Origin of the sequence: Vibrio sp. AND4 (assembly GCF_000171815.1) — a bacterium.
In the GTDB taxonomy this organism is placed as follows: Bacteria; Pseudomonadota; Gammaproteobacteria; order Enterobacterales; family Vibrionaceae; genus Vibrio.
This window is the reverse complement of record NZ_ABGR01000013.1, coordinates 39,836-60,722: the sequence shown is the minus strand read 5'-3', so window position 1 is coordinate 60,722 and position 20,887 is coordinate 39,836. Positions and strand designations below refer to the sequence as shown.

Here is a 20,887-nt window from a genome sequence, read left to right as displayed (position 1 = left end):
GGCTAAGTTGTTCGAAATTTTTGATTAAGCAAACTGAACAATTCTTTTTTCGCTATTGGACTTCAAATTTAGCGCGCATAATCACCCAATGATGAGGGGATGGAGCTGGGATTAGTTACGTGTAAAAACTTTCCAACACAGTACCAAATCAAACATGTCAGAGGTATGCTCACTAAACCATCGACGGCATAGTGCCAGCCCAATACGAAAGAGCCTACAAATATTAAAGCCGTGTATAACCAAAGTACCGCGCCTAAACAGCGATTTATCGTCCACCCTCCTAGCGCCATCACGGTCGCTATGGCGACGTGCATACTTGGCATAGAAGAAATCCCACTTCCAAGCATTTCTTTGCCCGTGTCGTAGGCTTGCCATAACATCTCTTGGGTACCGAGAGACCAAATTCCCAGCCAGTCATTGGCGACTAACCATTGATGATGCGACTGGAGCAATGCCATTAACTCATTGTATCGAGTATCTTCAGGATTTAAGCGATGCAAAAATGCCGGTCCCGCAGAAGAAAGTAAAGTCGCTAATACACCACCAAGCAGGGCCCAACACAAAAGCCAACTTAGTAAAAACTGCATTCGTGCTTTGGCATTTCTCGCGATCAGGAAATAACTCAATGTTAACCACAGCAAAAGAAACCATACGTTATAGGCAATATTAATCATCATGGTAGAAAGCGGAGAATCAAAGACACTGTAGAAAATTTTCCACGGCTCGCTCCCAGCGAAAAGCAAAATATCTAAATCATGAAATAGAGAATCAAATTCAAATGGATGAATTAGCGGGATCAGACTTTTTATAGCAGAAAAGCTCGAAAGAAAGACACTTATCGTACTGAGCAGTACGAAAGCGGAAATCAGATTCGACCTTTGTGACCATAATGAAACAAGCTTATGCCAAAAGCAAAGTAGTGGGCGTTTTTCCAAGCGTGAAAGCAAGATGAAAAAGTATACGGCCGTATAGACAAACAGAGTTACAACTGCACCAATACACATCATATCCCAATACTTGAAAAGCTTAACCCTATATGAGTAGCCATTCGCGAATTCATAAAGCGACATTAACGTCACCAATATCGAGATCATCACGAAGATAGGAAAATCTGCCTTAAGAAGCGTACATACACACTGTAACTCTTGTGAAACTTTGCTTCTGCCGGATTGGATAGACTGACTTAAGGTAGATAACATTAGTTTATATAATATATTAAGTTAGCATGTAATATTATAGAAAAACAGTACGGTCATTGACAAGGGCTTGTTAACAAACCAAAGAAAAAACGCGCCCTCGAATGAGGTCGCGCTTAGTTACTGTAGCCTGAATTTTTTACGCGTTAACCTGTAGGCAAGATACCGCGTGAACATCAGAGCCTTGAATACTTGGTTTAGTGTTCGAACAGTCAAGCGTCGCTTGCGGGCAACGCGTGCGGAACACACAACCCGATGGCGGACTAATGGGCGATGGTAAATCCCCTTCTAGCATCAAGATCTTCTTGTTGCGCTCTAATTCTGGATCAGGAATTGGCACAGCCGACATCAATGCACGTGTGTACGGATGCTTTGGGTTTGCAAACAAGGCTTCCGATTCACCCAATTCCACCGCATTACCGAGATACATTACCAATACGCGGTCAGAAATGTGTTTAATAACAGACAAATCATGCGCAATGAAGACCAATGAAAGGCCCAGCTCTTTTTGCAGGTCTTTTAGTAGATTCACTACCTGAGCCTGAATAGAAACATCCAGTGCTGATACTGGCTCGTCACAGATGATCATCTTAGGCTTTAGAATAAGAGCACGAGCGATGCCAATACGCTGACACTGACCACCGGAGAATTCGTGTGGGTAACGATTAATGACATTCGGCAGCAGGCCCACCTTCGCCATCATCTCTTTAACTCGATCTTTCACCTCTTGTCTGCTCAGTTCCGGATAGAAGGTTTCCAGCGGTTCAGCAATGATGTCGCCGACCGTCATGCGCGGATTTAAAGAGGCCAAAGGATCTTGGAAAATCATTTGTATTTCTTTACGCGTGTCGCGGCGTTGTACGTCTTTCATCTTGGTAAGATCTTGTCCCAACCAAACCACCTCACCCTCAGTTGCTTCAACTAGCCAATAATGGCGCGAGCAAACGTCGACTTACCACAACCAGACTCACCCACTACTCCAAGCGTCTCACCTTCATATAAACGAACGTTTACACCGTCTACCGCTTTTACGCTTGAGGGCTTGGACCAAGGCCATGCAGACTTAGATGCAATGCTGAAGTGCACCTTCAGATCAGATATGTCTAGAATCAGTTTTTTATCTGTACTCATATGTTCCAAGCCTCCCATTCAGAGAAACATGCGCGCTGACGGCCATCAGCGAACGGCATCAGAGTTGGCGCTTCACGCTTACAGCGGTCCATCACACGGTGGCAGCGCTCCTGATAAGGACAGCCGGGTGGTAAGCGGAGTAAATTTGGCGGGTTGCCTGGAATCGTTGGCAAGATCTCGCCTTCAGTATCAAGACGCGGTATTGCCTTCAACAACCCTTCTGCATACGGATGGCTTGGTTTGTAGAAGATTTCGTTCACTGTGCCGTACTCCATGGTACGACCTGCGTACATCACCAGAACTTTGTCACAAGAACCCGCTACGACACCAAGGTCGTGCGTAATCATGATGATTGCAGTGTTGAACTCAGATTTCAGTTCGTTCAACAGATCCATGATCTGCGCTTGAACCGTTACGTCCAATGCCGTCGTTGGCTCATCCGCAATAAGCAGTTTTGGACGACACAGTAGCGCCATTGCGATCATTACACGCTGGCGCATACCACCTGAGAACTCATGCGGATACATAGTAATTCGCTTTCGAGCTTCTGGGATTTTTACCGCTTCAAGCATACGAACCGACTCTTCGAAAGCTTCTGCCTTGCCCATACCTTTATGCATCATCAGCACTTCCATAAGCTGCTCACTGACTTTCATGTATGGGTTAAGGGACGTCATGGGGTCTTGGAAGATCATCGCGATCTGTTCTGCACGAACCTTGTTTAGCTCTTTCTCTTTAAGGTTGAGGATTTCTCGACCTTCGAACTTCGCGCTACCAGAGATAATACCGTTCTTTGCCAGTAAACCCATAAGTGCGAATACCGTTTGTGACTTACCTGAACCAGACTCCCCTACAATACCCAGGGTTTCCCCTTGATTTAAGGAGAAGTTTAAATCGTTTACTGCGGTCACGATACCATCTTGCGTGGTAAATTCGACGCGCAGATCTTTGACATCTAATAAACTCATCATTGCTTCCTTTATTCTTTCTATTTTTAATTATCTGTCTTTTGGATCCAACGCATCGCGCAGGCCGTCACCAACGTAGTTGAAGCAGAATAGAGTCACAACCATGAATGCTGCTGGAAACGCCAACTGCCAGATTGCGACTTCCATTGTTTGCGAACCTTCTTGTAGAAGTGCGCCCCAACTTGTCATTGGTTCCTGTACACCAAGACCAAGGAATGAAAGAAATGATTCAGTCAGAATCATGCTTGGGATAAGTAGCGTTGAGTATACCGCTACAATACCTAGTACGTTTGGTACGATATGGCGGGTGATGATCTTCCACTTGCTCACACCACAGACGTGTGCCGCTTCAATAAATTCTTTACTGCGTAAGCTTAGTGTTTGACCACGAACGATACGTGCCATATCTAGCCATGCAATCGCACCGATAGCGACGAAGATAAGAACAATGTTACGGCCGAAGAAGGTAACCAATACAATCACTAAAAACATGAAAGGGACTGCGTATAAGATTTCAAGAATACGCATCATGATACGGTCTACTCTGCCGCCGAGAAAGCCAGAAGTAGCGCCGTAAAGCGTACCAATAACAACCGCCACTAACGCACCTAACACACCGACCATCAGAGAAATACGGCCACCAATAAGCGTACGTACGTAAATATCACGACCTAAACTATCCGTTCCGAACCAGTGCTCAGCACTCGGACCAACGTGCATTGAATACCAATCGGTATCGTCAAAAGCATAGGGAGCTATCATTGGCAGGAAAATTACCGCAAGAGTCATCAATGTGAGTATGAATAAACTCACCATCGCTGCTTTATTGCGCATAAAGCGGATTCGGGCGTCTTGCCACAAACTACGGCCTTCAACTTCCAGGTTCTCTGCAAATTTCTCGACCGCTTCAAGGTTCTCTTTTTTCGTTAACATAACCATACTTCCCTGTTAGTAGCGAATTTTTGGGTCAATCATTGCCAGCAGAATATCAACAATCGCGTTAAACAAGATGAATAGGAAACCAATCAAAATGGTGACCCCCATGACTAGCGAGTAGTCACGGTTAAAGGCTGCGTTGACAAACAACTTGCCGATACCGGGCAAACCAAAAATAGTTTCAACCACCACTGACCCGGTAATAATGCCAACAAATGCGGGCCCCATGTAGGAAACAACAGGAAGTAAAGCTGGTTTTAATGCGTGTTTGACAATGATGTAGCGGTAACTCAGACCTTTAGCTCGAGCGGTACGGATAAAGTTACTGTTCAATGTTTCAATCATTGAGCCACGAGTAATACGGGCAAAGGTAGCAACATAAAGCAGTGACATAGCAATGACTGGCAGCACCAAATATTGCCACGAGCCATCATGCCATCCCCCCGCTGGGAATAAATTCCAGTGGAGTGAGAACAGGTAAATCAAAGCTGGCGCTAACACGAAGGATGGCATAACCACCCCGAGCATCGCCGTTGACATAATGGTGTAATCAAGCCATGAATTTTGTTTGAGCGCAGCTATGGTCCCGATCGTGACCCCTAGTATCACAGTGAAGATAAAGGCAATGAAACCCACCTTCGCCGATACCGGCAGTGCTACCGAGATTAGCTCGTTTACTGTGTAGTCTAAGTATTTGAATGAAGGGCCAAAATCGCCTTGAATGACGTTAGTCAAGTACGTGGTATACTGCTCAAATACTGGCTTGTCTAGGCCATATTTGGCTTCAATATTCGCCATAACCTCTGGCGGTAATGGACGCTCGCTCGAGAATGGGTTACCCGGTGCGAAACGCATAAGAAAGAAAGATACGGTGATCAAAACCAACATAGTTGGGATCGCCTCAAATATCCTTTTTGCGATGAATTTGAGCATAAACTCACTCTTTCAGTCTGTTACAGTTAAAATTTGACGATAAGCCCCACACGTACATGTATTAGACGAGTGGGCCTTATTCTATGGTTTTGAACTGACTTTAATTAGTCTGCTTTAATGTAAAGATCTTTTGAGTAGATCTTCTCTTCCGCGTTATTTACGGGGAAACCACCAACGCGCGGATTTAGTAGACGAGGTTTGACATACTGATAAATAGGCGCAATAGGCATGTCTTTTGCCATTAGTTTTTCAGCGTCTAAATAAAGCTTGGTACGCTCTTGTTCTGAAGTTGATTTTATCGCTTTATCGATAAGAGAATCGTATTCTTTGTTGCCCCAGTGCTGGCCACCTGTCGTGTTCGAGCTCACCATAAGGTTTAGGAAAGAAGATGCCTCATTGTAGTCACCACACCATCCAGCACGTGCTACTTCAAAATCACCTTGGTCTTTAGTAGATAAGTAAGTTTTCCATTCTTGGTTTTCTAACGTTACATCCAGACCCAGAGTTTTCTTCCACATAGAGCCGAGCGCTACTGCCAGCTTTTTATGATTCTCATCTGTATTGTAAAGAAGAGAGAACTTGAGTGGATTGTCTTTACCGAACCCCGCTTCTGCTAGCAGGCGTGCCGCCTCTTTATTGCGCTCTTTTTGCGACATCTTGCCGTAATTTGGAAGTTCAGGATCAAAGTGAGCTGTGATCTCTGGTGTTAAGAAGTAAGCGGGCTTCTGGCCTTGACCAAGGATTGCATTGGCGACGATGTTTCGATCAATAGCATAAGATATTGCCTTGCGAACACGAACGTCGTTGAATGGCTCTTTCTTGGTGTTGAATGAGTAGTAGTAAGTGCAAAGATTACCAACAACCGAGAGGGACTCAGGGTGCTCTTTCTTCAGACGCTTATAGTGCTCCACTGGCAGTTGATAACTGATATCAATTTCCCCAGATAAGAATCGGTTCATCTCTGAAACTGCGTTTTCTATCGGTAAAAAAGTCACCTTGCCAATAACTGTTTTGGCGTCATCCCAGTATTCGTTGTTGCGTACAAGCTCGAGACGTTCATTTACGACCCATTTGCTCAGTTTATATGCGCCATTACCTACAAAGTTTTCCGGTTTCGTCCATTGATCACCAAACTTCTCGACTGTTGCTTTGTGAACAGGTTTCATTGTTGTGTGGCCGACCATCATCACAAAATAAGGAACCGCTGTATCTAGCTCAACGACAAGTGTGTGATCGTCAATCGCTTTGACGCCTAGTTCGCTTTTGTTTTTCTTACCTGCAATGATGTCTTTCGCATTTTTCATCTTGGTATATTTCATGTACCAAGAGTATGGTGAAGCGGTACCAGGATCGACAGCACGCTGCCAACTGTACACGAAGTCTTCAGCGGTAACAGGGTCACCGTTGGACCATTTCGCATCTTTGCGTAAGTGGAAAGTAAAAGTTTTGTTATCTGTGGTTTCCCAGCTTTCTGCTACCCCTGGAATGGTGTTGCCATCACTGTCTTGATTGACAAGGCCTTCAAGAAGATCACGAATAACATGCGACTCTGGAACACCTTGAGATTTATGCGGGTCAATGGTCGCAACTTCAGTACCGTTACCACGAACAAGTTCTTGCTTCTCTGCGAGTTTAGTGCCCGCTGGAACGTCTGCAGCGAAAGTGGAAGTAGAAGAGGCAGCCACTGCCAGACCAGCGCCTAGAAGAAGGGCTTTGGTGATTTTGTTCTTATACATGCGTAAAACTCCAAGTTTTTTCATTAGCATCCATGACTTCTTTGTAAAGGGCTGGAATAATCAGCATTTTAGAATTATTTAGCACATTTTTTGAGCAGAAAATTCTAAAACCTTACAAAGACTGCGTCACACACTAGCAACCATTGAAGTAATTTGCCATAAAAGAGCCAGCAAAAAACTTATAATTTTGTAAATAGCACGCTTATTCAGCAGTAAATATCGCAATAAAAGAATTAAATAGAAGAATACTTACTCACTCGTTTATTTGGCGGGTGAAACTTTCGATAAACCTAATTTTAAACTTATAAATAGCATCTTACACTATTAGACCGCAACGAAATTAACATTTATGAAACACTTCGTCTAACAAATAATTGCATATATTTCGTTCGATATTTTTTATTGTGAACAAGGTCACCGAGAGGATGAAGAAAGGAAAGTGGTGATTTTTTTGGGCAAAAAAGCAAAAAACCAGATGCTATTCGCATCTGGTTTTGGAGTATTGATCTCAAGCACAGTCATACCGATCACGGAAAACAGTTTATCGAAATTAGCGTGGAAAAACCTTCCTACTTTTCCCAACGCTGCGCTGCTTGATGATCGGTATCACGCGACTCAATCCAGCGGTTTTCAGTGGTCGTGCGTTCTTTTTTCCAGAATGGCGCTTTGGTCTTTAGGAAGTCCATGATGAACTCGCAAGCGTCAAATGCCGCGCCACGGTGTGCACTGGAAACGCCAACAAACACAATCTGGTCACCCGTATCGAGATCACCAACACGGTGAATGACACGAACACCTAGTAAAGGCCAGCGTGATTCAGCTTCATCACAAATATCGATTAAGCTTTTCTCTGTCATACCTGGATAATGTTCTAGGTGAAGGCCAATCACGTTATCGCCGAGGTTCATATCACGAACTTTGCCAATAAATGTGACTACCGCGCCAGAAGAGGTTCCTTCTGATAAGCGTTGGTATTCTTGATCAACCGAAAAATCTTCTGCTTGTACAGAAACACGAGGATCCATATTAGCCCCCTGTGACAGGTGGGAAGAAGGCAACCTCATCGCCTGCTTTCAATTCCGTCTCTAGAGGGACGATTGACTGGTTTACCGCGGCCAGTAATTTCCCTGGTTCTAACGCTAGATCCCACTTCCCTGTCGTACCGACACCAATGTCGACCAAGTGAGCGCGAATCGCTTCAACATTGTCAAACTGACCATCTAACTCAAGCGCATCAACACCAACTAGTTCACGTGTTTGAGCGAAGAAAAGTACTTTAATCATTATTCCGCCTTAAAGTGACCCGATTTACCGCCCACCTTCTCAAGAAGACGAACTTGACCAATAACCATATCTTTTTGGACCGCTTTACACATATCGTAAATCGTCAGTGCCGCGACAGAAGCGGCCGTTAACGCTTCCATCTCAACACCGGTTTTACCTGCTAGCTTACACACAGATTCAATACGCACTTTGTTTTCGGCTTCGATAGCTTCCAGTTGAACTTCTACTTTAGATAATAGCAACGGATGGCAAAGTGGAATCAGGTCCCATGTTTTCTTCGCGGCTTGGATTCCAGCGATGCGAGCAGTTGCGAACACATCGCCTTTGTGGTGTTGGCCTGAAACAATTAATTGCAACGTTTCTTGCGCCATGTGCACGAATGCTTCAGCACGCGCCTCGCGAACCGTTTCCGCTTTTGCAGAAACATCGACCATGTTGGCCTCGCCAGACGCATTGATATGGGTAAATTGTGTCATTGTTGTTTCTACACTCTTAGGTAAGTTATACAGATAGGTGAGGCATGAAGTTACAAGGACGATGGCTTGCATCTAGCTGCTGCTTAATAATCTTCGTCCACCCCGTACGACACGCACCTGTCGAACCCGGCATTGCGAAGATAACGGTATGGTTAGCAAAACCAGCAATCGCACGAGATTGAATGGTTGAAGTGCCGATCTCTTCATAAGAAACCAAGCGGAACAGTTCACCAAAACCTTCTACCTCTTTATCAAACAGTGGCTTAAGTGCTTCTGGCGTGCTGTCACGCGAAGTAAAACCAGTACCGCCGGTGAGCATGATTGCTTGTACGTTTTCGTCAGCAATCCACTGAGAGACAATCGCACGGATCTTGTACATATCATCGATAACGATTTGCTTGTCAACGACGTTGTGACCCGCTTCTCTGGCCTGTTCAACTAAGTAACCACCAGAAGTGTCGTTTTCTTCAATACGAGTGTCAGATACCGTCAAAACGGCTATGTTTGCAGGTTGAAATTTGCTTTCAGCGTGACCCATGTGTCCACCTATTCTCTAAATTTTCTTTGATACATAAGGTATCGATTCTGGAAAAACCACCGAAAGCTGCAACAGCTGCCGGTATAAATCTGTTTGAGTTTAGCCACCGATAGACGCAAGATTTGGCGTCATACCTGTGTTGCCATCGTGCAAGAAGTGGCTAGCGGATTTGGTTTGCAGTTGTGCCTGAATACGTGCAATCAATTCGCTTTCTTGCTCGTCTCGCTCTAGCAAGTCACGTAATTCAACACCATGATCACCGAACAGACACAAATGCAATTTACCCGTAGCCGATACACGCAGTCGGTTGCAGCTCTCACAGAAGTCTTTTTCATACGGCATGATCAGGCCAATTTCACCCTTGTAGTCAGGATGAACGAATACTTGAGCAGGGCCGTCGTTGTGAGAACGAACTTTAAGCAACCAGCCATTGGCAATTAATTGATTCCGGATTGCAACACCGGATACATGGTGCTTTGCAAACAGATCGTCCATTTCTCCTGTCTGCATTAGTTCAATAAAACGCAGTTGGATCGGACGGTCTTTAATCCAGTGAAGGAAAGCAGGCAGCTTATTGTGGTTGAGGTCTTTCATCAGTACCACGTTTACCTTAACTTGCTCGTAGCCTAATTCGAACGCACGTTCGATGCCATTCATCACCTCAGTGAACTTATTTTCACCTGTGATTTGATGGAACATATGCGGATCTAAGCTATCAACACTCACATTAATGTTCGTTAAGCCTGCTTCACGCCAGTCAGCCAATTGCTTTGCCATGCGGTAACCATTGGTCGTGGTCGCGACTTTTTTGATACCCGGCGTGGTTGCGACTGAGTGGATTATGTCAGTAAAGTCTTTGCGCAAACTCGGCTCACCGCCTGTAATGCGTATCTTTGAGGTGCCGCAATCGGCAAACGCTTTGACCACACGTTTGATCTCAGGAAGCGATAAAAAAGACGAGTTTTTGTTGCCCGACGGTTTATAACCATCAGGAAGGCAATAGGTACATTTGAAATTACATACGTCGGTCACAGACAGACGCAAGTAATAGAACTTACGATGAAATTTATCTTCGAATTGTTGCGCCACGGAACACCTTTCCAAACACGGGAGGCATAATCATTTCCAATTATGCCCTTGTGACAATATGTCACTGGCTCAAAACGCCTATCCTTAGACTTAGCATAGTGAGCTCGGAGTTATGGCAACCAGAGAAAGTAATCCCTGATAGCTTTGCCGTGTAAAATACTTAATATTTGTAATGGAATCCAGACTTGAGTGATAAAAAAACTTCCTGAAAACACATTTTACCGCTTAGTGAGTACCTCTTTTATACTCACTACGTTAAATTGTAGTCGTTACTAGCAGATAATTAGAAGAAGTTAATGAATATCTACACCGATAAAAAAGTAATTGCAGTTGGCGGTGGTCACGGTTTGGGCCGTATGTTAGCGGCATTAAAAGATTTTGGCGGCAATGCGACTGGCATTGTTGCGACAACTGACAACGGAGGATCAACAGGCCGTATTCGACATTGTCAGGGAGGCATAGCTTGGGGTGATACTCGTAACTGTATTAACCAGTTAATCACCGAGCCATCCATCAGTTCAATGATGTTTGAATACCGCTTTAAAGGTGCTGGTGAGCTCAACGGGCATAATCTTGGTAACCTCATGTTGACAGCACTGGACAACCTCTCTGTCCGACCATTAGAGGCAATCAACCTTATCCGCAATATGTTGAAAGTCGATGTCAACATTCTGCCGATGTCTGAGCACCCTTCCGACCTCACCGCTCTATCAACTGACGGACGCTGGGTAACGGGCGAGACTAACGTCGATGAAATGGACGCCGAGTTGCTTCGCCTTGATCTGTCACCAGAAGTCCCTGCAACTAAAGAGGCGGTGACTGCTCTTGCAAAAGCGGATGCCATCATTCTCGGTCCCGGCAGTTTTCTTACCAGCATCATGCCGCCACTTTTACTGCCTGAACTCGGCAAAGCGATTGCGGCAAACAAAAAGGCAAGAGTCATCTTTGTGGCAAACTTAAGTCCGGAGCATGGCCCTGCTGGCCGCATGACGATGAAACAAAAACTTGAGTGGTGTGAGCGTGCTTGCCAAGGTCGTAAAATCGATGTCGTGCTGACTGAAGAAACAGAACAAGCAGTACTTGATAACTGGAACGTAGTGACTGAATCATTGGCTTCATCGAACCGTGACTGGCGTCATGACCGCGACAAACTTAAACAAGCGATTGAAAACCAGCTATTGCCAAGTTAAACGTTTTTTGGAAAGCCTTTGGTTGCAATACCACCAAACAAAAGCCCTCCATATTTGGAGGGCTGATTTCTTTATGCTGTGATTTATGACCAGCTTGTCCACGAGCGGTAGGCTTCACGAGTGATGCACAACAGATCAATCATTGCACTCGTTTCAATCCCCTTCTCACTCAATATATTCACTTTCGCTTTCTTATCGATCGCAATCGCAAGTTCACACAACCGATCGGCACCAAAGCTTGCAGCACTGCTTTTCAGTGCATGACTGATTTCTTTCAAATAACCCAGTTGCGCGGTACCCTGAAGCTCAGATAAGGTGCCGATGTAAATGTCCATTTCCCCCAGAAAAATATCCAACAAAATCGGGACATTTTCGCTGCCAATTTCCTGAGATAATCCTTCAATTTTTTGCTGATTTAATACTGCCGTATTCATGCGTTTTGTTTTTCTTCCTTGCTATTCCAAGCTTGTAACTTACGATAAATCGTTGATGGGCTCACATCTAAGTAGCCAGCAGCACGTGGAATATTGCCATCACATGCCTCAATCGCCTGCTCGATGGCCATTTTCTCAGTCACCCAGAGCGGCGTAATATCTGACACCATTATAACGTTAGGTTCAATAAATTTTGCTACCGATTGACGCACAACAGGATGATTCAGCGGTGGAGGCAACATATCAAGAGTAATCTCTTTACCGTTATTCAGTACCACTATGTTACGCAGTACATTTTGTAGCTGACGAACATTACCCGGCCATTCGTAGCTATTAAACCGTTCAATTACGTCTTGTGCAAAACGAATGAAGCTCTTACCTTCTTCATGAGACATGTAACCCAGCAAAGAGTATGCAATCTCAATGACGTCTTCGCCACGCTCACGCAATGGGGGTAGATGCAGCGGAATAACATACAAACGGTAGTACAAGTCTTCCCGGAAACGACCTTCTTGTACTTCTTTCCAAGGGTCGCGGTTGGTTGCACACACAAAACGCACATCCACGCTCTTCATTTTAGAAGAACCGACTTTTTGGAACGTACCCGTTTGAATAAAGCGTAATAACTTAGTTTGAAGGTCCAAATCCATTTCACACAACTCGTCGAGAAACAAGGTACCGCCATCAGCAAGTTCTGCCGCACCTTGTCGATCATTCGCAGCACCAGTAAACGCGCCTTTCACATGACCAAACAGCTCACTTTCAATTAAGTCTTTCGGAATTGCTGCACAGTTGATGGCGATAAACGGCTTATCTCCGCGCTGACTCGCTGCGTGGATTGCTTCAGCACACACCTCTTTACCCGTCCCACTCTCACCCGTGATGAAAATACTTGCCTTACTGCTTGCCGCCGAGTCAATGGTGCGGTAAACCTGTTGCATGGTTTGACTACTGCCAATGAAGCCTTGGTAATTTTGGTTTCCTGGGTTGTCCGCTTCGTTTTTCAGCTTTGTCGCCTTGCGGATCGCGTTGTTCACTGTGACACGCAGGCGGTCTGCCTCGCATGGTTTGATTAGGAAGTCTTGAGATCCGTGACGCATCGCCTCTACCGCGGTATCGATAGAGCCATGGGCAGTCATAAAGATGATTGGCACATCTGGCTGGCTTTTCTTAACCGCATGCAATACATCCATCCCCGTCATGTCTGGTAGGCGAAGATCAAGCAAAATAAGATCGGGAATACGATGGTTCAGGCTTTCGATGGCATCTCTGCCTGTTCCAACAATATTGATATCAATACCGAGTGGTGTTAGATAAGAGCGGTAAAGCGCCGCAACGGACGCAGTGTCCTCTACCATGAGTAGATATCGAGACTTTTGACCTTCTGTTTTTTGTTGCATATCCAAGCCGACTTTTCGTTTTGTTTTAATAATAATCGCATTACGCTTTGCATTTTGCAATTATTTATTAATTGAAATATGGCGGCCATTCACAAAATGGACCGAATATCAATAGGTTGGATTATGGCATAAACTGTGCTGGATGCTGGGTGACCCCTCGGGTCACCTAGCCAACTGACGTTGTTAGTGAACGATATGTTCACAGAACAAGCCAATAGCTCAGATCTATTGGCTTCTTTTTTATACGCTTACGATCTCTCCCTGCAAAAGACAATTTAAGACTTTAAATTAACTGTTAGTAATGAACTGAGTGCGCAACTGCTCTATTTGGTCACGTTTTTGGGCGGCCAACTCAAATTCGAGATCTTGAGCATGTTGATACATCGCGGCTTCCAAGCGACTGATCTCTCTCTCCAATTGCTGTGGAGAGAGGGCCTCATAAGCTTGAGAGGGCTCCGCTACTTTTGATAATGGCACTTGATTAGTATTACGCTGACGCTTGGATTTAGTAATGTCACCAAGCTCCATAATGTCTTTAATATTGCGCTTCAAGGCTTGAGGCTCTATCCCTATCGCAACGTTGTGTGCCCTTTGTTTCTCACGGCGACGGTCGGTCTCATCCATCGCTTTCTTCATCGACTTAGTGATTGAATCCGCGTAAAGAATCGCTCTACCTTCGATATTCCGTGCAGCACGACCAATAGTCTGGATTAAGGAACGCTCAGAGCGCAAGAAGCCTTCTTTGTCGGCATCTAGAATCGCAACCAACGACACTTCTGGCATATCCAGACCTTCTCGCAACAAGTTAATCCCCACCAATACATCGAATTCACCCAATCGAAGATCACGAATAATTTCGACGCGCTCAACCGTATCGATGTCAGAGTGGAGATAACGAACTTTCACATCGTGTTCGTGAAGGTATTCGGTTAAATCTTCTGCCATGCGCTTGGTTAACGTCGTCACAAGGACGCGCTCATCTTTCACGGAGCGAATTCGAATCTCCGACAATAAGTCATCGACCTGAGTTGTAACTGGACGGACTTCCAACTCCGGATCGAGTAGACCAGTTGGACGTACCACTTGATCCGCTATCTCACCGGCAGACTTCTCAAGTTCATAATTACCCGGTGTCGCCGAGACAAATATGGTCTGCGGAGAGACCGCCTCAAACTCTTCGAACTTCATCGGGCGGTTATCCAGTGCTGAGGGCAGGCGGAACCCAAACTCCACCAGCGTCTCTTTGCGCGAACGGTCACCTTTATACATCGCGCCAATTTGCGGAACCGTAACGTGGGACTCATCGATAATCAGCAAACCATCGTCAGGCAAGTAGTCAAACAATGTCGGTGGCGGCTCACCTTCCGCACGACCACTTAAATATCGTGAGTAGTTTTCTATACCCGAGCAAAAGCCGAGCTCGTTCATCATCTCAATATCAAATTGAGTTCGCTGACTGATACGTTGCTCTTCTAAAAGCTTGTTGTTCTCGAGAAGTTGCTTCTTACGTACATCTAGTTCATCTTTGATATTTTCGATGGCGTCAAGAATACGCTCACGCGGCGTCACATAGTGAGTCTTTGGGTAGATAGTATAACGTGGCAAGTCACGCTGTTTGACGACACCAGTCAATGGATCAAATACACTGATGCAATCCACTTCATCATCAAACATCTCAATACGCACAGCGTCTTGTTCTGATTCTGCAGGGAAGATATCTATTACTTCACCGCGAACACGGAACTGACCGCGCTCAAACGCAACATCGTTTCGCGAATATTGAAGTTCCGCAAGCCGACGCAGCATATCGCGTTGATCAATGACATCACCGCGACACAGGTGCAACATCATTTTCAGATACGATTCAGGATCCCCCAAACCATAAATTGCCGATACCGATGCAACAATAATCGCATCTTTGCGTTCCAATAATGCTTTTGTAGCCGATAAGCGCATTTGCTCAATATGAGCGTTAACCGAAGCATCCTTTTCAATGAAAGTGTCCGTCGTGGGGACGTAGGCTTCGGGTTGATAATAATCATAGTAAGAGACGAAGTATTCTACGGAATTATTGGGGAAAAAGGCCTTCATCTCGCCGTAAAGCTGTGCGGCAAGCGTTTTGTTTGGTGCCAGTAGAATCGCAGGACGCTGAGCTTGTGCGATCACGTTTGCCAGTGTGAATGTTTTACCCGAACCAGTTACACCTAATAGTGTCTGATGAGCCAAACCTGCATCTAGCCCTTCTAGTAGCTGTTTGATAGCGGTTGGTTGATCACCCGCTGGTTGATATTCAGAGACCAGTTGATAAACTTTACTCATGACCTTCCTTAAATTTACTGCACTTTAGCTGTATGTATATACACCTTGCTAGATGAAATCTACGTCTATCTTAAATTTATAGCTCATTATGATCCATTTTTGTGCTTTCTCTATTTCGTCCTAGCCTTAGGCTGATGACTCTGATATATTGCTTCGCCATACTTTGCGGATTGCCTCAATTCACGATGATATGCTTTCCACAACTTTTCCCCAAAAATACCGAACACCACCCCACAACTGAAGAACATCAAATTTTATCCACTTAATGCAAACCCGACCCATTTTAATTAACTTATTGTTTTTTAAAGCTACCCTTCGTGTATCCCCAGCTAACAACTCAAACCATAATCTATAAGTTACACATTAAAGCTCTTTACTAAGATTTGATTAACACAGTTATCCACAAATTTGGTGGATAACTAACTCGAGCCCTTTACAGGCAAGGAGTGCCAAAAAGTAAAGATGATAACGCATTATTTTTTGCTAAAAATGTGTTTTGGGATGTTGACAGAATTAGGGCTGCTCGATACCATTCGTACCGCTTTAAAACAAAGCAATTCCTCCTTAGCTCAGTTGGTAGAGCGACGGACTGTTAATCCGCAGGTCGCTGGTTCGAGCCCAGCAGGAGGAGCCAAAATTCATAAAAGGCCGCATCATTTGATGCGGCCTTTTTACTTTGGTCTTTGCGATTTAGTACTGACAGCACGTACCAATCACAATAAGTAATCAGAATTGACGCAAGAAAAACGTTTGGCGTCAGAGCCAAAACTTTCAATAAGTCGTTGTTTGTCCAACAAGCTTAACGAGCTCTATGACAAGCCAGAATGACTTGCTATTTACTGCGATTGACATAGACAAAAAAGCCACGAAAAAATCCGTGGCTTAGATAAGCTGGAAGGCTGTAATATGAGACTCGTATGAATAATAAGAGTCTCCAACTCCAGCCCCCGTCACATTACACTATTGATTACGAGTGAGCGTATCCATCAGAACCGCCGCAACTTTAACGTCACTGGCTTTATCGCCTTTGCTGTAGGTAGTGATCTCACGCTTAGATAAGTCATGGATATCAGTAATAACCACCACTTCCCTTTCGATACCAAAACCAACTAACTTAACCATCAACTCTTTATTCTTAAGCGCATCTCCAATGATCACGATAGAGTTAAAATCTTGCAATAACTCTTTATTCAGATCTTCAACTTGAACATCGTTACTATCAATAAAAAAGATGTCCCCTGAGTTGGCTACACTGCCCTCTCCGGCTGACTTAAGTTGTATTTGCTGCATTTCATTAAATACACCGTTATCATGAGTTCCGATGGTAGAAATACTCGCAGCATTAGAAGCCAGAGATAATAACAGTGTGCTGGTAAATAACGTACTTTTTACAAAATTCATTTGCTTTATCCTTTGGTGACTAAAGAATTGGATCTATCATTGTGCGGAAAGTTTGACCATTAGAGTCAACAGTACACTGTGTATCTATTGTGATGCCGTAATTTGATTCTCTTTGATAAAGTCTTGTATCTGGCTCATTAATTTTCCAATCTTTATACATGTTGAGATATGCTCGAGAAACAGTAACCGCATTGCCAAAGTGTAGTTGCTGAGATTTACAAGTATTTCTATCAGAGGTGTAATTTTCCTGCCAAGATTCATAGCTCTTAAGGTCATACACTCGATACAGGTCCTCACTCCAAATGTCCATGGCGTTATTTACGTGCCAAGTATCACTTTTCGGGTTATCCGCGTTTGCCCCAGCTTCTCCCACTGCTTTTGCATTAATAGTTTGAACAACCGAGTGACCAATATCGTTGCCCTCATCAACAGAGGCATAGTTTGTAAAGGTGTGTACTTGACTTGACTCCTCGGCAGAGCTAAAACCAAAACCAACACCCAAGCCAGCAGAAGGTCCATCTGATTTACTGGCGTCAAACGACCCGGTAATATCAAAACCAAAAGAAGTACTCTTAGCCAAGGAGATCTCTTTATCCGCATTCGTTGAACTAGGGAAGCTTTGTTGATTTATAAAGAAATTTCCGTAGCCGCGTTGAGGAAGACAGTCAGCGTTTAGTCGATCATCTTCACAGCGCTGAGACAAATACAACCAAGTCAACCTAGATTGCTCTTTTGTATCAAGTGGTGCTTCTTCGACGGCCCTCTTGTGGGCAATATTGTAAGCATCTTCTCCAGAAATGAAGTTAAATTGAGAGTTTTTATGGAATATTTGTCCGATATATCCTTCTCTTTCAAAAAAGTGAGGTGCCACTTTTTCATCGTCCCATTGTCTAAAGTAACCTCGATCATCAATAGTTTGTCGAGTCACATTCATACTTCCATCAACAGCCATAATATAGTTAGTTTTGTTTGACTGAGAAAACATCAACAAATCAATAGTACGTGCAACATCGATCTGCTCTGTCACTGGATACTTATCAGAACCAGGTCCATAAGCCCCATTTTGTGAAGTTATTATAAACTGCTCTTCAATTTGACCGACATCTTTTATTCTCGCATGTTGACATAAATTATCAATTCGACCAGGTAAACCATCCTTTTCCATACTATTATTAATGAAGGCTACATTCGTATTGAATACATCACAGGCTGTCGCCGGATCATCATAAACAACGTACTTATCAGCACCCGTAAAGTACGCATCAGGAATATTTGGAATCGGTGATGCATTTGCATAACCAGATAGTATAGAGATTGTCACCAAGCTTAAGCTGAGACTTTTTGTTTTCATCACTTTTACCTTTCACTATGTTTAAGTTTATATCTGCCTAACGCATTTACATAAATGCCTTGAGCACCCTTCCAAATTAGTTAGAAAAAGGTTTCAAATCACAAAAAAAACACAAAAAAATAATCAATTAAATATTAATGCTGTTAGAATATATTTTTTTATGATTTCATGGATATTTCAAATAAAATAAACACTCCTCCTATATTCATAGCTAACCCCAAAGTTCCTGATTCAGAGAAAATCATAGCATTCGTTGACGCAACGTTGCTTAAGAGGTTAATGGTCCTAAATCAGGAACAAACGACGAGGTAGACGAACCAAGAACTCCACTATTCACGGAGAGTTTCTTTTAGCACTTATTGTTGACATGAGTTCTTTGTTCAGAATATTTTCATCTTGAAGTCATGTATATTCCCTGACTAAACAAGTTGAGGTGTGAACTTTAGTAAAACACTGCAGATCACAAATAAAAAAATTAATCTTAGATAAAGATTTAGTTTTAGAAAATAATGAAAATAAAAGTGGGAGTGAAATAGTTTTAGTTAGAATATTAAAACCATTGCTCTTACGAAATTTCGGTATGAAAGCTGTATGATGATTTATAATACCATCTTACTCAGTTACAATAAGAAAATAGACAGGTAGACAGGTAGACAGGTAGACAGGTAGACAGGTAGACAGGTAGACAGGTAGACAAATATTAAAAACAAAAAATATAAAGCCATGCAAAGCATAGCTTTATATTCAAAAGGTAATCTATTTTTTAACTACGATTGTAAATAGAGAAAGTCTCGAATTATTTATAAATCAATTTGTCTTTCCATTGATCATAATTAGGCTCTGACATCTGAATAATAAAGAGACCATTGTCTCCTACAGGAAGTTTTCTTTCACCTTTAATGAACGAGTTGACTGGTTCGATATATTGCTCAGGAGAAGACCAAAGGGTATGGGCATGATCATACAAATACACGACATCGCCATTTTTAATACAACCTTCTGATTCTGATTTTCGGCTGATCTTCATAAAATCGGAAGCATTACCATCTTTTGTGTAATAACTACTGCCACTATAATTCCAATAGTAATCTTTATAGCTATCAGCTCTAGAAATTTGTACATAATCGTGGTCATGAATACAAATACCATCATATGGATGCCAATTGTCTAACTTAAACAATGCGTTTTCATTTTCGCCATTTTTACTGTATGTGAGCCAACCGTTGGGTGAATTTGGATCGTCAATGACAAATTGGCCAGTCATTTGGTGCTGCAACTTAATTGAGTTATATGGCTTGTTGTTTGGACGAAAACTGTGAGTTTGTGTGTTACCGTCTGCATACTCAAATGCAATAACAGGGAAATGATCAGAATACTCATAGAAATAATATGGTTCCTGCGTGCCTGGTAACTCAACTCTTTTGGAAAGCACATCTAAAACTTGGTTATGCCAGTTTTTAGGTTGTTTGTGGCTACGCTCAACAAGAACATAGTCAAGTAATTGACCTTTTAAGTCAGGGTAGTTGGCATGTGCCAGTCCATTAATACCGGGATCCCATGAATATTTTGCGCCAGAGTAATTGGTCGGTTCGGATACATTTAGTACCTCAAGCATTGAAGAAAATTCTTCGGTTTCTTTCACCACATTTAAATCACCTGAAATAAAAAACATTTCATCAAAAGACCGATCGACTTCTGATATATAACGATTAATTTGTGAAAACTGACTATTTCTGACCACCGAGGGAGGTGTCTTACAACTAGAGTCATCCGCTTGCACATGAGTGCCGATAACATTGTAGTGCTCGCCGCCTTTTTCAATAACCGCATGGAGAAATCCTTTCTGAGATAACTTGTCAGCACCACACCCTTCGCCAAAAATAACCTGCGCTTTATACTCGATCGGGAAACGACTAAGGAGAATAACACCGCCATCATCAAGCTTAGCTGCATTCCAACCTTCCGTTCTATCCCAACCATTTTTGTCACGCCCAAGCACTGGTGTACGATACGGGAATTGGCCACTTAAGCCTTCAATTAAAATGTCACTCGCCTGATTATCAAATACTTCATTGAACACGATAACATCCGTATTATCAAAAACCGAAGAATCTGCCAATAATTGAGCTCTCTTGTTGGGGTTTGTCCCACCAATAAAGATATCTGTGTGGTGATCAAGCATATAAACATTATAGTTCATTATAGCTAGCGATGGGGGCATCCCCTCTGCCTTTAATGCGACACTTGTAAACAAAAGCATTATGAGTAAAAAATATCTATACATGAATATGGCCTCTTTAAAAAATAGAGAGCCATAGTTTCATAGTGTCTTAAGTATCAATAGTGAAATATATCTGAAATTGTTATCAAAATACTGTTATAGCACGATCACCATGGCCTTAGTGCTTTGTTTTAAGAGCATTAAGAATTAATAAGCTCAGTAACTACAGTGCTTATGATAGCTGTGACCAGTAACACCTTCGCAGTGCGTTTGTACGAGTTGAA

17 protein-coding genes, 1 tRNA gene, 1 pseudogene and 1 riboswitch are annotated in these 20,887 nt (G+C 43.3%); of the genes and pseudogenes, 2 read left to right on the top strand and 17 right to left on the bottom strand.

Annotation, left to right across the window (positions count from 1 at the left end):
- Positions 1 to 68: 68 nt before the first annotated feature.
- The 11 genes and pseudogenes from AND4_RS13350 to moaA all read right to left on the bottom strand — a co-directional run bounded on the left by AND4_RS13350 (position 69) and on the right by moaA (position 10,287).
- Positions 69 to 1,007, bottom strand: a complete 939-nt coding sequence (locus AND4_RS13350; RefSeq protein WP_241210258.1) for a phosphatase PAP2 family protein — start codon at positions 1,005 to 1,007, stop codon at positions 69 to 71.
- Between the two features lie 328 nt (positions 1,008 to 1,335).
- Positions 1,336 to 2,327: pseudogene (oppF, locus tag AND4_RS13345) on the bottom strand (murein tripeptide/oligopeptide ABC transporter ATP binding protein OppF).
- Complete coding sequence (locus tag AND4_RS13340; RefSeq protein ID WP_009843504.1) at positions 2,324 to 3,295, bottom strand: ABC transporter ATP-binding protein; 972 nt, start codon at positions 3,293 to 3,295, stop codon at positions 2,324 to 2,326. The pseudogene oppF and the gene AND4_RS13340 overlap by 4 nt, the downstream one beginning before the upstream one ends.
- Positions 3,296 to 3,325: 30 nt before the next feature.
- On the bottom strand, positions 3,326 to 4,228 hold the full coding sequence (oppC, locus tag AND4_RS13335; RefSeq protein ID WP_009843503.1) for an oligopeptide ABC transporter permease OppC: 903 nt from the start codon (positions 4,226 to 4,228) through the stop codon (positions 3,326 to 3,328).
- A 15-nt stretch (positions 4,229 to 4,243) separates the two neighbouring features.
- Entirely contained in the window at positions 4,244 to 5,164 is a 921-nt protein-coding gene (oppB, locus tag AND4_RS13330) for an oligopeptide ABC transporter permease OppB (RefSeq protein WP_009843502.1), read from the bottom strand.
- Between the two features lie 104 nt (positions 5,165 to 5,268).
- Positions 5,269 to 6,900: an ABC transporter substrate-binding protein gene (locus tag AND4_RS13325; protein WP_043991670.1), complete on the bottom strand. Its 1,632-nt coding sequence runs from the start codon at positions 6,898 to 6,900 to the stop codon at positions 5,269 to 5,271.
- A 569-nt stretch (positions 6,901 to 7,469) separates the two neighbouring features.
- On the bottom strand, positions 7,470 to 7,925 hold the full coding sequence (moaE, locus tag AND4_RS13320; protein WP_009843500.1) for a molybdopterin synthase catalytic subunit MoaE: 456 nt from the start codon (positions 7,923 to 7,925) through the stop codon (positions 7,470 to 7,472).
- Position 7,926: 1 nt separating this feature from the next.
- The gene (gene moaD / locus AND4_RS13315) at positions 7,927 to 8,184 is read right to left on the bottom strand and encodes a molybdopterin synthase sulfur carrier subunit (protein ID WP_009843499.1); all 258 of its coding nucleotides are present in this window, start codon (positions 8,182 to 8,184) and stop codon (positions 7,927 to 7,929) included.
- Positions 8,184 to 8,660, bottom strand: a complete 477-nt coding sequence (gene moaC / locus AND4_RS13310; RefSeq protein WP_009843498.1) for a cyclic pyranopterin monophosphate synthase MoaC — start codon at positions 8,658 to 8,660, stop codon at positions 8,184 to 8,186. Before moaC ends, moaD begins: the two co-directional genes overlap by 1 nt.
- Before the next feature lie 25 nt (positions 8,661 to 8,685).
- Positions 8,686 to 9,198, bottom strand: a complete 513-nt coding sequence (gene moaB, locus AND4_RS13305) for a molybdenum cofactor biosynthesis protein B (RefSeq protein ID WP_009843497.1) — start codon at positions 9,196 to 9,198, stop codon at positions 8,686 to 8,688.
- Between the two features lie 99 nt (positions 9,199 to 9,297).
- Positions 9,298 to 10,287 (bottom strand): GTP 3',8-cyclase MoaA, encoded by a 990-nt coding sequence (gene moaA, locus AND4_RS13300; RefSeq protein ID WP_009843496.1) that lies wholly within the window; start codon positions 10,285 to 10,287, stop codon positions 9,298 to 9,300.
- A riboswitch (molybdenum cofactor riboswitch) is annotated at positions 10,276 to 10,409 on the bottom strand. (Overlaps the previous gene by 12 nt.)
- Positions 10,410 to 10,583: 174 nt before the next feature.
- Between moaA and AND4_RS13295 the strand changes: the two genes are divergently transcribed.
- Complete coding sequence (locus AND4_RS13295) at positions 10,584 to 11,477, top strand: YvcK family protein (protein ID WP_009843495.1); 894 nt, start codon at positions 10,584 to 10,586, stop codon at positions 11,475 to 11,477.
- Between the two features lie 83 nt (positions 11,478 to 11,560).
- Here the strand turns inward: AND4_RS13295 and luxU are convergent, their stop codons facing one another.
- The 3 genes from luxU to uvrB all read right to left on the bottom strand — a co-directional run bounded on the left by luxU (position 11,561) and on the right by uvrB (position 15,630).
- The gene (gene luxU, locus AND4_RS13290) at positions 11,561 to 11,911 is read right to left on the bottom strand and encodes a quorum-sensing phosphorelay protein LuxU (protein ID WP_009843494.1); all 351 of its coding nucleotides are present in this window, start codon (positions 11,909 to 11,911) and stop codon (positions 11,561 to 11,563) included.
- Positions 11,908 to 13,311 carry a quorum-sensing sigma-54 dependent transcriptional regulator LuxO gene (gene luxO / locus AND4_RS13285; protein ID WP_043991669.1) on the bottom strand — a complete coding sequence of 468 codons (1,404 nt, stop codon included), beginning with the start codon at positions 13,309 to 13,311 and terminating at the stop codon, positions 11,908 to 11,910. The genes luxU and luxO overlap by 4 nt, the downstream gene beginning before the upstream one ends.
- 288 nt (positions 13,312 to 13,599) lie before the next feature.
- The gene (uvrB, locus tag AND4_RS13280; protein WP_009843492.1) at positions 13,600 to 15,630 is read right to left on the bottom strand and encodes an excinuclease ABC subunit UvrB; all 2,031 of its coding nucleotides are present in this window, start codon (positions 15,628 to 15,630) and stop codon (positions 13,600 to 13,602) included.
- Between the two features lie 558 nt (positions 15,631 to 16,188).
- Between uvrB and AND4_RS13275 the strand changes: the two genes are divergently transcribed.
- Positions 16,189 to 16,264: transfer RNA gene (locus AND4_RS13275), tRNA-Asn, on the top strand.
- Between the two features lie 326 nt (positions 16,265 to 16,590).
- On the opposite strand, the gene AND4_RS13270 is transcribed toward AND4_RS13275, so the two are convergent.
- The 3 genes from AND4_RS13270 to sph form a co-directional block, all read right to left on the bottom strand.
- Positions 16,591 to 17,031: a hypothetical protein gene (locus tag AND4_RS13270; RefSeq protein WP_009843490.1), complete on the bottom strand. Its 441-nt coding sequence runs from the start codon at positions 17,029 to 17,031 to the stop codon at positions 16,591 to 16,593.
- A gap of 19 nt (positions 17,032 to 17,050) precedes the next feature.
- Complete coding sequence (locus AND4_RS13265) at positions 17,051 to 18,382, bottom strand: hypothetical protein (protein WP_009843489.1); 1,332 nt, start codon at positions 18,380 to 18,382, stop codon at positions 17,051 to 17,053.
- A 796-nt stretch (positions 18,383 to 19,178) separates the two neighbouring features.
- Positions 19,179 to 20,666: a sphingomyelin phosphodiesterase gene (gene sph, locus AND4_RS13260; RefSeq protein ID WP_043991665.1), complete on the bottom strand. Its 1,488-nt coding sequence runs from the start codon at positions 20,664 to 20,666 to the stop codon at positions 19,179 to 19,181.
- Between the last annotated feature and the right edge of the window lie 221 nt (positions 20,667 to 20,887).